The organism is Bacillus sp. 7884-1 (assembly GCF_002272245.1).
GTDB lineage: Bacteria > Bacillota > Bacilli > Bacillales > Cytobacillaceae > Neobacillus.
The window spans coordinates 1-12,215 of record NZ_NPDD01000013.1 but is presented as its reverse complement, the minus strand read 5'-3'; the positions used below and the strand labels follow the sequence as shown (position 1 = coordinate 12,215).

Below are 12,215 nucleotides of genomic sequence, written 5' to 3'. Positions count from 1 at the left end.
TACAAAAAATTACAATTTACTAAACCAGTAAAAAATAGTAAAATGTAACTCAGCTATGAATAGAATATAAATGTTGATATAAAAAAGGAGATTACCTTTATGTCTCAAGAAATTAGAACCATTAGAAAACAAAATAAACGGAAAAAAAGGAAAAAACGTTTCCTTACGTGGATTCTAATCCCATTAGTGGTCATTGCATTAAGTACCGTTGCTTACGGGACCTTCTTATATAAAAAAGCAGAGTCAGTTGTAAATGGGTCCTATAAACCCATTGAAACAGCCACACAAAAGAGGGAAGAAAAGGTTGACCCAATAATGGATAATGTCTCTCTTCTATTAATTGGTGTCGATGACAGTGAAACCCGTAAATTTGGAACAGGAACAAGATCTGATGCATTAATGGTCGTCACTTTCAATAAAGATGAAAACTCTGTAAAGATGCTGAGCATCCCTCGTGATTCCTACGTTAAAATTCCTGGTAAAAAGAATAAAACCAGAATTAACGCTGCTCATGCAATCGGAGGAACAGATCTTGCGATAGAAACAGTTCAAGAGGTTTTAGATATACCCATTGATTATTATGTGAAAATGAATTTTAACGCCTTTATTGACGTCGTGGACGCCCTAGACGGTGTAGAAGTGGAAGTGCCATATTTAATTACTGAACAGGATTCTAAAGACCTAGCAGATGCGATTACGCTACAGCCTGGACTCCAAACATTGAATGGTGAAGAAACGTTAGCACTAGCAAGAACGCGCCACCAAGATAGTGATATTTATAGAGGCCTGCGCCAACAAGAAATTTTAAAAGCAATCATTAAAAAAGGAACATCGATTAATTCTCTTACAAAACTATCCGATATTATCAGTGCTGTCGGAAGCAACATGGAGACAAATCTTACTTTTAATAATATGAAATCATTTGTGAATTATGTAATTAATGATAAGAGCATAAACTTTGAAACATTAGCTCTTGAAGGGAGCGACTCCACAATCAATGAGGCATATTATTATCAATTAGACGAACAATCCTTAGAAAATGTTAAGCTCCTGCTTCAAACTCATCTAAATGGAAACACAACTGATTTGACAGCAGCTGAAACAGATAATGATTTAGCTGAAAACGGAACAGAATAACCATTTATCTTATTACCTGTATAGAATTTATTCTATACAGTTTTTTTTCGTTATAATGGCTTGGTTTTACGGCAAACAAAAAAATGAGAAAGGCTCCACAGCACCATTCCCATTTTCCAATCGTATTAATTAAATCTTTTTCCGATTTTTTTCGGGAGAAAAACGGAATGTCCTCAATAATTTTAATAAAGGGTTAAATTCTCTTCCGAATAAGCCAATCTTTTCGGCAATAATTTCAATGAAAAATAATAATACAGCCCCTAATAACATTGCCCCCCAAAGCTTTGCCTGTGAAAACACTATAGCCAATAAACCAAATAATGCTGCCATTGCATAGATGATTAGCACGGTTTCTCTATGTGAATAACCGAGTCGGAGTAAACAATGATGCAGGTGAGACTTATCAGGTGCTGAAAGTGGCTGCTTGTTAATAATTCTGCGAAGAATGGCAAAAATAGTATCTGATATTGGTACTCCAAGGATAATAATCGGTACTATAAATGAAACAAAGGTAATGTTTTTAAATCCTAATAGTGATAACACTGATATCATGAATCCTAAAAACAAAGCACCTGTGTCGCCCATAAAGATTTTAGCAGGGTAAAAATTGTGGTAAAGGAAGCCAATCGTACTAACCAGAAGTATGGATCCTATCGTAACAACGTATAGGTTCCCCATGATAAAAGCCATACCTGATATTGCTACTAAGGCAATAGAGGATACACCCGCAGCAAGTCCGTCTAAACCATCAATTAGATTAATGGCATTCGTTATACCGATAATCCAAAGAACCGTAAAAGGAATACTTAAATATCCAAACTCAAAAAGACCGCCAAATGGCAAATTAATAAACGTAATTTGTAATCCGCCATAAAGAACAATAATAGCCGCAGCTGCTATTTGTGCCATGAGCTTTAGTTTTGCAGATAACTCATAAATATCATCAAGAATTCCAGATATAACAATAATTCCACTGCCAATAATGATAGAAGTAGAATATGGATTTACAGGCTGTAATAAAATGACCCCTGCTAAAAAAGCTATATAAATGGCTAAACCACCAAGTCGAGGCATTAAAGTCTGATGGACCTTTCTATTATTTGGTCTATCTGTTGCCCGTATTTTGTAGGCTAATTTTTTAACCAGAGGTGTTATTAGAATGGAAATCATAAAGCATATTATTAAGGTAAAAAATATCATGAACATCCTCCTTACTAAATATCTTGTCCAATATAACCAAAACAAAAACAAAATAAGGGTAGTAATATTCGGAAATTCACCATGATAAACTTTCCAATCACATAAAAAAAGTCTAAGAAACCTTTGATAGGTTCTTAGACTAATAGATTATCTATTTTTAGCATTAATTGGTTTTATCCCCTTTAAGAACTTAATCAAAGGTTGATAGTCATCGCGTATTAAGCCAATCTTTTCAACAATTATTTCAATAATCACAACTAAAGTAAGTATCATAATTAATGATCCCCAAACGGTAGCCTGTGAAAAAATGAAGGCAGCAAGACCAAAAATAGCAGCCATTAGATAGATTAATATAACTGTTTGACGATGTGAAAAACCAGATTTTAATAGACAGTGATGCAAATGTGATTTATCTGGCGCAGACAAAGGCTGCTTATTTACTAATCTTCTAATAATCGCAAAGAACGTATCAGAAATCGGAACTCCCAAAATGATAATTGGAATGATTAGTGAGATAAAGGTAACACCTTTGAAACCTAAGAGTGATAATACCCCGATAAGATATCCGAGGAACAATGCTCCAGTATCTCCCATAAATATTTTTGCTGGGTAGAAATTGAAAATCAGGAATCCAAGTGTAGATACGGCCGCAATAAGTGCTACCATTGTCACGTAAGGATTTCCCATAACCGCTGCCATTCCGGCAATGGTTAACAATGCAATTGTAGAAACCCCGCCAGCAAGTCCGTCTAGTCCATCAATTAGATTGATCGCATTCGTGATACCAATAATCCAAATCATTGTAAGCGGGATACTGAAGAACCCAAAGTTTATTTGACCACCGAAAGGTAAGTTAATAAATTCAACGTTCAAATCACCCAGAACAACTACAATAAATGCTGCAAGTATTTGTCCAGATAATTTAAGTTTCGGTGAAATCTCTTTAATATCATCTACAATTCCAGTTAAAATAATAATCACGCTGCCAAGAATAATTCCCCAATGGAACTCGTAGTGCGGCTGTAGAATTAATATCCCGATAAGGAAGCTTAAAAATATTGCTAACCCGCCTAGTCTAGGCATTATCTTTTGATGAACTTTACGAGTATTTGGTTTATCTGTGGCACCAATTTTAAATGCTAATCTTTTCACAATTGGTGTTAGGAGTATTGCCGCTATGAAACTAATAATCAATGTAAAATACAACATACAGGCCCCTCCGCAAACTCGTTATATGTCTATATTAGTAGATTTTTGATAAAGAATGTACCATATTGGATTATAGCACACACTTTTATTGAATGAAACAGTTATTCTTAAACAAACTTCTTATATGTCTGGTAAATACTATCAGCCGTGGATTGAATCGAAAAGTTTTGGGATGTATAGATATAGAATTTTTCGCCCATTTCTTTCAATTTACCGTTCTCTTTAAATTCAATCGCAGTCATAATAGCTTTACTGATATCCTCAACCTTATCATCACCTAATACAAAACCGTACGATTGATCGGGTATCATATCCTTTACACCGCCAACATCAGTGGTAATAACCGTTGTTTTTTCCTTGGAGGATTCTAAAAGCACTAACGGGAAACTTTCTGTTTTAGACGTAAGCAGTGTGATATCACAAAGCTTATAAAAGGAATCCACGTTTTCTCTATGTCCTAAAAACAGTACACTTTGTGTTAGATTTAATTTTTCCACTAACTCTTCCATCGGTTGACGGGCAGGTCCGTCTCCTACAAAGAGGAGCTTTACAGAGGAATATTTCTTTAAAACTTCTTCGATTGCTAAAATCGCCAATTCATGCCTTTTTACTGGATCAAAACGCGCTACCATTAATATGACGAAATCTTGAGGGTTTAGTTTCAAATCTTCATAAGAAATTCTATTTGTGCTTTTTTTGTCAAAATCAATCCCATTTAAGATTGTAGTAATTCTATCGTGTTGAACACCAAAATCACCCATCATTTTAGCAAAGCGCTCAGAAATGGCAAAATAATGATCTGGCTTTTTTAATACGGCAAGATTTAACTTAGTAAAAACATTCCCTTTTAGACCGCGTCCAAGGAAGTCATTTCTCGGATCACTGTGAACAGTTGTCATCCAAACTACCTTGGTTAACTTCCGTATTAAATAACCATATAAATTAGCCCTGGCTCCGTGAGTATGTACGATATCGATACTATTCTTCTTAATGTACTGGATAATTTTAAAAAGCACAGATAAATCATAGCGGGAGGTTTGTTCAAAAACGAGAGTATTTACACCCAATTCCTTTGCTTTCGTCTCAAAAGTCCCATGTTCAAGAAGCCCTAGATAAAACTCTTCACGGTTTAATTGATTTAGAAGGGATAAAATGTGGACCATTCCCCCACCTGTTTCATTTCCAGCATTAAGATGCAGCACCTTCATTAGTTGTTCGCTCCTAAGATTACTCGGATTTCTTTATATATTTTTCAACAACCACTTTTAAAACAAATTGAGGTAATACCAGCATTCGTTTCCATCTGCTTGGCTGCTGAATCAACCGATATAACCACTCAATATTCATTTTTTGCCAAACTAACGGGGCTCTTTTCACTTCACCGGCAAGGACATCAAAACTTCCTCCAACCCCCATAAAAAGTCCCTTTTCAAAGGACTCAATATTTTTAGAAATCCAAATTTCCTGTTTTGGAAACCCCAAGGCAACAAAGATTAGATCTGGTTTCTTTTCCTTTATTTCATCAGAAATGTTGGAAGAATTCCAATCAAAATAACCATCATTCCAACCTGCTATTTTTAGCTGAGGATAAGTTGTCTTCACATTATCGACTGCCTTTTGTACAACTTCCTTTTTTGCTCCTAAAAAATAAGCAGACCACCCTTTTTCATTGCCAACCTTTAATAATTCTACTAACAGATCATAACCAGCAATTCTCTCAGAAAGCGGGTCACCAATCATTTTTGATGCTATAATGACCCCAATCCCATCAGGAATTGTATAATCCGCATTGTTGACAACAGAAAAATAGTCTTGATCTGTATTAGCATACATAATAATTTCAGGATTTGCGGTAACTAAAAATGTTTTTTGATTTTGTGAAATTTTTTCAACTAATTTGTTCACTAATACACTTTTGGTTATATGATTAAAAAAAACATTCAATATTTTTACTTTATGTTTTTCTTCTTTCATTTTTTCATCTCCAAATACTCCATACAGTTATAAAAACCGTTTCCATGAAAAGCCCATTTTAATATTCTTCAGAAATCATTATATTCTATTAGGGTATTGATGACAAATATGTTTGAACTCAAAAGAATTTAAGGGTAGTGTATAGATAGTAATGAAGGGGTTGTATTTGACGGTTTCCCTTCCATAAAATATACTTTAAGCGGTAAACATCTTTGTGAATTGTGACCTTTATACACCTAACTTTGCACATTAAAGGGACTGATATCCAGCATGAAAAAAATTATGTATATACTCAACTATCCTGGGGATGGGGGAACAGAAAAATATGTTCTAAATTTAATATCTGCTCTTGGGAAAGACCGATGTGTTTTTGTTTACTCTGAAAATGGTCCTTTTTTAGACAAATTTAAAGAATTGGGTTTACCCTCCTACCAAGTTACCATGAATGGTCCATTTGACCTGAAAGCTGCAATGGAGATAAAGAAAATTTGCCAACAGGAGGGTGTTCATTACATTCATGCTCAATTTTTAAGAGAGAATTACATTGCACTGTTAGCGACATTACTTGGTGCAAAGGTTAAAGTTGTCTGGACCTATCATGTCAATGTTCCAATGCCTGCTTTGTTTAAAGTTTTAAACCGCTCTATGATCAGGTTAAACCATAGGGTAATATCAGTAGCGAACTTTATTAAAACGGAACTATTACAAAAGGGCATACCTGAGGATAAAATTACTGTTATATATAATGGAATAAGTGAGCCAAAGGTAGACCATTCAAAAAGAGTATACAGTAATGAGAAAATGATTTCAGTGGTTGGACGTTTAAGTGAAGAGAAGGGCCATAAATTTCTGTTTCAGAGTTTAGCAAAACTAAAAAATAACCACCCCCATTTGAAATGGAGGTTAAATATCGTTGGAGACGGTCCTTTAAAGGAAGAGCTAAAATTATTAGCCGCCAAATTAAATCTACTCTCTAACATTAACTTCCAAGGTTTTGTAAATAATATGGATACTGTGTATATCAATAGTGATTTAATTGTTTTGCCATCAGAGAACGAAGCATTTCCCTTTGTTGCAATAGAAGCATTGGCCTATGAAAAACCAGTTATTTCAACCAATGTTGGCGGATTGCCTGAGATTATTAGACATAATGAAACAGGACTTCTGGTCCCTTATGGCGATGAAAACACAATGGCTGACAGTATCTTAAGGGTATTAGAAGATGAAGAATTCGCAAAGAAAATTGCAAATAGCGGTAAGGACTTTTTCTTAAAAAACCTGACCTTTGATAAGATGTTAAATCAAACATTAGCAATTTACAATTTGGAAAATGAAGATAATAAATAAATGAGGTACTATTAATGACTATCATATCTAATCGATTTCTATCCATCTTAATAGGAGTTTTCCTTGTAATCATAGGATTATTTGTTCCTAATCCAATTATCGGCATCGTTATTTGCCTGCTTTTAGCTGCAGTAGTATTTTATGATGAAAAAATCGCCCTTCTCTTTTTGATTGTATTCGTTCCCATTCGGCCGTTTTTAATTGTTTATAATAGCGGATTTAAATTTATTGCAGACATACTGATTTTTTTCCTTCTTCTAAAGGTGATTTATAATCAGAGGAATAATATTCGAAATTTATTCCGTTTTAATTTACTTGAAATTTCCTACATCCTCTTTCTTATAGTTGGAATCGTTTCCGCCTTACTGACGGGAGTTTCGATGATTGCCATTATCATGCAGGTACGAGCATTCCTTGTCTTTTTCCTTCTATATTATATTGTGAAGAGAATGAACATTGGCGAGAAGGATATAAGGGATTTTGCTTTAACCACCTTTATTACAGCCGTTGTTTTATCTATCCATGGACTCGTAGAAAAGATTTCTGTAAGAACCCTTCTTTTACCTGAATTATGGGCAAATATGAACTTATCACCTACAAATAAAACGCGTATTTATGGCTTAATCAGTGGTCCAAATGAACTCGCTCTTTACTTATTAATCGCATTTTTAATTAGCTTTTATTTATTAGCTATCACAAAAGGAAAACCAAAAATTATCATTTATATTGGGATGACATTAATGCTCTCTGTCTTCCTTTTAACGTATTCAAGGGGCGCAGTCTTAGCAATCGCAGCATTCTTAGTCGCTTATCTTATTGTTAACCGTAAAATTTACCATTTCAAATCGGTCTTAATTATTGTTATAGCGTCTGCGGTTACATTCTTTGCCGTAGCATCTCTAACAGATTATATGGATAAACACGTCATTACCGAAAAGGCACCAAGCGAAACCGATGAGCAGAAGAATAATAATACCGGAAAAAATGATGGTTTGAATCGTTTTAAAGAAGCACTATCAGAGGAAAATATCGAACTAAGTAATGCAGATGGCCGGGTATATTATGTCAAAAAGGCAATAGAAGTCTTCAAAGACAAACCGATCATGGGCTATGGCTTTGCAACATTTGGAGGTTCTGCAACCCAAACGTACTCTTCACCTATCTATAAGGAATATGAAATAGCATGGAATTTTTATTCCGATAACCAATATATCCAGATCTTGGCCGAAACAGGAATTATCGGAGTAGCATTAGTGGCTTTGTTTATTTATTGTATATTTAAAATGACATGGGCATTACGAAAAGGATCTATAATTTCCCCATTACTTCTCTTTTTCCTTTTTGGCGGTGTGACTAGTGCTGTCGTTTACAATATTCTAGAAAATGACGTGTTTATGCTTTATTATTTCATTGTTCTGGGTTATGCCTATCAGTTATTGGAAAAAAGGAAATCAAATTCAATAAACTAAACAAATAACTTCATACATTTAATTATATTGAGACACCTCAAACGATCAGAGGGTCTCTTTATCTTGTATTGGTGGAAAGGGATATACATGAAGAAATTATTAATCGCCATAGATAATTTAGGCGGGGGCGGGGCTGAAAAGGTCCTAATAAACCTCTTGAAAAATTTAAATACGAACAAATACAGTGTTACATTATTGTTACTATTTAATGAAGGGGTCTATTTAAAGGAAGTTCCTCCTCACGTGAAAATCAACTATCTTTTCAATCCTAAGAGCACCTTGATAAGAAAAATAATTTATAAAATATTTAAGTATTTCCCTGCAGAGAAAATATACAAGAAATATGTTAAGGGTACCTTTGATGTTGAAATCGCCTTTCTAGAAGGCTGTACAACAAAATTAATTTCCGGCTCTACGAATCCTGCTTCAAAAAAAATCGCCTGGGTTCACACTGACTTCTCTAATCACCATTGGACCGTTCATTATTATAAAAGTGATGAGGAAGAAAAGCAGCAATACAAAAAATTTAATGATATTGTGTTTGTCTCAAATGATTCTCGGAAAGGGTTCGAGACTACTCTCCAGCTCCATGGGAATCATAGTGTGATTTATAACCCGATTGACGCAGAGGATATAATCATTAAAGCGAAAGAAGAAAAAATAGTAAACAAAAAAGTAACGGTTTGTTCGGTTGGTCGATTAATCAAGGCAAAAGGCTTTGATCGATTAATAAACGTTCATGCCAGACTGATTAAAGAAGGGATTGAACATGATCTTGTATTAATCGGGGAAGGCGAAGAGAAAGCATCACTGCTGCAGCAATGCCGGCAATCCGGGGTCTCAAATAGCGTCCATTTTCTTGGTTTTCAAAGTAATCCCTATAAGTATGTAGCGGCAGCTGATTTATATGTAAGTTCTTCACGAGCAGAAGGCTTACCGCTGGTTGTGGCAGAAGCTTTAATTCTTGGAAAACCAGTATTATCGACAAGATGCAGCGGTCCAGTAGAACTATTAGATAATGGAAGATATGGTATGATTGTTGAGAACTCTGAGGAAGGTCTATATCAAGGCGTGAGACAGTTCTTATTAAACAGTGATGAAAGAAAACAATATGGAGAACTTGCTCTTACTCGAAGGAGTTTTTTCGACATAAAGCGGATTCTAGAAGAAATTGAAGAGTTAATAGATCGTTAGAGTTTTTTAAGTTTAGATTACTTTTATAAGGAGGGGTAAATATGGGAGATTTAGTCTCAGTTATTATGAGTACCTACAATGAAGAACCTGATTGGTTAGAGAAATGTATCGATTCAATATTGAATCAAACCTATAGTCACTTTGAATTCCTCATTGTTTTGGATAACCCTGAAAATGAGCAATTAAAGTTACTACTGGAGGATTATCAGAAGAAAGATTCGCGAATAAAAATTATCCCCAACCCGAAAAATATGGGGTTAGTAAAAAGTTTAAATACTGCTTTAGAGCATTGTAATGGAAAATATGTGGCTCGGATGGATGCAGATGATATTTCCGATCCTGAAAGACTCAGCAAGGAAAAGAGTTATTTAGAAGAAAAGAATCTGGATTTTGTGTTTTCTGGCATGATTGTCATTGATGAGAATGACAAAAAACAGTATGAGTGGGATAATAATGCTTTTACCCCTGAAGAAATTAAAAAGGTCATGGGAATATGGAATATCTCTCTTCATCCTACTTGGTTTTTAAAAAGAGAGGTCTATACGGCGATTGGCGGCTATCGAGACATCCCTTACAGCGAGGACTATGATTTTTCACTTCGGGCCTTATCCAATGGTTTCAAAATTGGGAAATTAAATGAAAACTTACTGTTGTACAGAATGCGAAGCACCGGCATTTCTAAAAGTAATAATTTTGAACAATTTATTATTTCACGAAAGTTAATACAACTATATAAGAAAAATAAATTAGATGATTATTCCTATGTGAAAGACGAAATAAACAAAGTTGAAGGTCAATTAAAAACTGGTGAAAAACAAAAGTATAGTGAAGCTGAAGATATTTTCCACCAAGGTGTTGGACAAGTTAAGGAAGGTCACTATCTTAACGGGATATTTAAATTAGTAAAAAGTCTACTGATTTCAAAATACCATATCAGGAAATTTAATGAACTCATTAAATACAAAGTCTTAACAAAACAAATGAAAAATCAATAAAAAATAATTCTACAGTAAATGCTGTTCAATAAGGTGATCATCCTTGAGTATTAAAAAAAATTATTTATATAACCTGGCCTATCAAGTGTTAAATATGGCCTTGCCATTGATAACCGTACCTTACATCTCACGGGTTCTTAAACCAGAAGGTGTTGGAATATATGCCTATACAAATTCCATTGTGCAATACTTCATGTTACTGGCCATGCTCGGTATCGGAACGTATGGCAATAAGATGGTTGCAATAGCCAGAGATAATAAAAAGGAATTAAGCAGAACCTTTTTTAGCATTTTTCTTCTGCAATTATTTTTTTCGTTCATCTCTCTCTCCTTGTATTTAGTTTTTGTATTCTACTTTTTCGAAGAGTATAAATTAATTGCTTTGCTGCAGGGAATTGCACTTCTAGCAACTGTTTTGGACTGTTCCTGGTTCTTTAGCGGTTTGGAAGATTTTAAAAAGATTGTGACCAGAAATATCTTTTTCAAGGTATTGAGTTTAATCGCCATCTTTATATTTGTAAAGGATACTAGTGATTTAACCCTTTATACGATTATTATGGGGCTTTCTCTCTTCTTGGGATCCATGGTTCTATGGTATTACGTTAAACCACATGTGGTCCCTGTTTCCATTTCCTTTCAGTCAGTCTTTTCACATTTTAAACCAACGATTGTTTATTTTTTGCCACAAATCGCAACACAAGTCTATTTTATATTAAATAAAACGATGCTGGGATATTTATCAACAACTAGTGAAGTCGGAATTTATGACTATGCAGATAAAATCCTAAAAATAGCATTAGCGATTGTCACTTCATTAGGTATTGTTATGCTCCCTCGGATGGCAAATACGTTCGGCAAAGGCGACCTGGATAAAGCCAATGAATATATCAGAAAATCATTGGAGTTTACCACCCTTTTAGCAATTCCGATTATGTTCGGATTAGCTGGTGTCGCACAGGAATTTGTTCCTTGGTATATGGGGGAAGAGTTTACATTAAGTGCCAATGTATTAATCATTTTAAGCCCTGCTATTTTTCTAATGGCGTGGAGTGGTGTATTTGGAACACAGTATTTAGTTCCATTAGGAAAAATGAAGCAATATACTAGTACCTTGTATGTCGGTGCGATCGTAAACTTAATCGTAAATTTTATTCTCATTAAACCTTATGGTGCAATAGGAGCAGCAATAGGTACATTGGCTGCGGAAATAGCCGTTACCCTTGCGCAGATGTACTTTGTAAGGAAAGATATTAATATCTTAAAGGTAATGCCCAAGACGTTGTATTATCTCGTTTCTGGCGGTATTATGTACGGGGTTGTAAGGTGGATTGGTCTTTCGCTTGGTTCGTCTGTTATTACTACTATTTTACAAGTGGCTGCTGGGGTTGTTGTATATATTACATTTGTTATTTTGTTTGAGGTTTTATTAAAAGATGGGTTGATTATGAATGAGATTAAGCGCAGGCGTTCGAGGTCTTAATCATATAAAAGCGAAAAGATTCTTAGTTAAGAGAATTCTTTTCGCTTTTTTTATTCGCTGAGTTCTGTTGATTGGAGCTCCAGGCACTTCGCTTTCCGCAGGCGGTTCGGGAAGCCTCCTCGCCGCTTACGCGCCTGCGGGGTCTCCCCTGTCCCGTCCTCCTGCAGGACACTGATTTTTACATCCTCGAATCCGCCCACGCACGAAGAA

At 35.0% G+C, this 12,215-nt stretch carries 10 protein-coding genes; 6 read left to right on the top strand and 4 right to left on the bottom strand.

Annotation, left to right across the window (positions count from 1 at the left end; genetic code table 11):
• The first annotated feature begins 99 nt into the window (after positions 1 to 99).
• Entirely contained in the window at positions 100 to 1,137 is a 1,038-nt protein-coding gene (locus CHI06_RS01280) for an LCP family protein (RefSeq protein ID WP_095246611.1), read from the top strand.
• 129 nt (positions 1,138 to 1,266) lie between these two features.
• Here the strand turns inward: CHI06_RS01280 and CHI06_RS01275 are convergent, their stop codons facing one another.
• From CHI06_RS01275 to CHI06_RS01260, 4 genes are all read right to left on the bottom strand, one after another.
• A complete protein-coding gene (locus CHI06_RS01275; RefSeq protein ID WP_095246610.1) occupies positions 1,267 to 2,337 on the bottom strand; it encodes a glycosyltransferase family 4 protein in 1,071 nt (356 codons plus the stop codon).
• Between the two features lie 147 nt (positions 2,338 to 2,484).
• Positions 2,485 to 3,546 carry a glycosyltransferase family 4 protein gene (locus CHI06_RS01270; protein ID WP_095246609.1) on the bottom strand — a complete coding sequence of 354 codons (1,062 nt, stop codon included), beginning with the start codon at positions 3,544 to 3,546 and terminating at the stop codon, positions 2,485 to 2,487.
• A gap of 107 nt (positions 3,547 to 3,653) precedes the next feature.
• The gene (locus CHI06_RS01265; RefSeq protein WP_095246608.1) at positions 3,654 to 4,754 is read right to left on the bottom strand and encodes a glycosyltransferase; all 1,101 of its coding nucleotides are present in this window, start codon (positions 4,752 to 4,754) and stop codon (positions 3,654 to 3,656) included.
• 19 nt (positions 4,755 to 4,773) lie between these two features.
• The gene (locus CHI06_RS01260; protein ID WP_095246607.1) at positions 4,774 to 5,520 is read right to left on the bottom strand and encodes a WecB/TagA/CpsF family glycosyltransferase; all 747 of its coding nucleotides are present in this window, start codon (positions 5,518 to 5,520) and stop codon (positions 4,774 to 4,776) included.
• Between the two features lie 270 nt (positions 5,521 to 5,790).
• Here CHI06_RS01260 and CHI06_RS01255 point away from each other — a divergent pair, with 270 nt between their 5' ends.
• The 5 genes from CHI06_RS01255 to CHI06_RS01235 all read left to right on the top strand — a co-directional run bounded on the left by CHI06_RS01255 (position 5,791) and on the right by CHI06_RS01235 (position 12,005).
• On the top strand, positions 5,791 to 6,867 hold the full coding sequence (locus CHI06_RS01255) for a glycosyltransferase family 4 protein (RefSeq protein ID WP_095246606.1): 1,077 nt from the start codon (positions 5,791 to 5,793) through the stop codon (positions 6,865 to 6,867).
• A gap of 14 nt (positions 6,868 to 6,881) precedes the next feature.
• Positions 6,882 to 8,336 (top strand): O-antigen ligase family protein, encoded by a 1,455-nt coding sequence (locus CHI06_RS01250; protein ID WP_095246605.1) that lies wholly within the window; start codon positions 6,882 to 6,884, stop codon positions 8,334 to 8,336.
• An 87-nt stretch (positions 8,337 to 8,423) separates the two neighbouring features.
• Complete coding sequence (locus CHI06_RS01245; RefSeq protein ID WP_095246604.1) at positions 8,424 to 9,530, top strand: glycosyltransferase; 1,107 nt, start codon at positions 8,424 to 8,426, stop codon at positions 9,528 to 9,530.
• A gap of 41 nt (positions 9,531 to 9,571) precedes the next feature.
• Positions 9,572 to 10,525: a glycosyltransferase family 2 protein gene (locus CHI06_RS01240; RefSeq protein ID WP_095246603.1), complete on the top strand. Its 954-nt coding sequence runs from the start codon at positions 9,572 to 9,574 to the stop codon at positions 10,523 to 10,525.
• A gap of 43 nt (positions 10,526 to 10,568) precedes the next feature.
• The gene (locus tag CHI06_RS01235; RefSeq protein WP_095246602.1) at positions 10,569 to 12,005 is read left to right on the top strand and encodes a flippase; all 1,437 of its coding nucleotides are present in this window, start codon (positions 10,569 to 10,571) and stop codon (positions 12,003 to 12,005) included.
• The last annotated feature ends 210 nt before the right edge of the window (positions 12,006 to 12,215 follow it).

Excerpts from the sequence above, each read along its gene's own strand:
- CHI06_RS01280 (WP_095246611.1), top strand. The coding sequence starts at position 100 with ATGTCTCAAGAAATTAGAACCATTAGAAAACAAAATAAACGGAAAAAA.
- CHI06_RS01275 (WP_095246610.1), bottom strand. The coding sequence starts at position 2,337 with ATGATATTTTTTACCTTAATAATATGCTTTATGATTTCCATTCTAATA.
- CHI06_RS01270 (WP_095246609.1), bottom strand. The coding sequence starts at position 3,546 with ATGTTGTATTTTACATTGATTATTAGTTTCATAGCGGCAATACTCCTA.
- CHI06_RS01265 (WP_095246608.1), bottom strand. The coding sequence starts at position 4,754 with ATGAAGGTGCTGCATCTTAATGCTGGAAATGAAACAGGTGGGGGAATG.
- CHI06_RS01260 (WP_095246607.1), bottom strand. The coding sequence starts at position 5,520 with ATGAAAGAAGAAAAACATAAAGTAAAAATATTGAATGTTTTTTTTAAT.
- CHI06_RS01255 (WP_095246606.1), top strand. The coding sequence starts at position 5,791 with ATGAAAAAAATTATGTATATACTCAACTATCCTGGGGATGGGGGAACA.
- CHI06_RS01250 (WP_095246605.1), top strand. The coding sequence starts at position 6,882 with ATGACTATCATATCTAATCGATTTCTATCCATCTTAATAGGAGTTTTC.
- CHI06_RS01245 (WP_095246604.1), top strand. The coding sequence starts at position 8,424 with ATGAAGAAATTATTAATCGCCATAGATAATTTAGGCGGGGGCGGGGCT.
- CHI06_RS01240 (WP_095246603.1), top strand. The coding sequence starts at position 9,572 with ATGGGAGATTTAGTCTCAGTTATTATGAGTACCTACAATGAAGAACCT.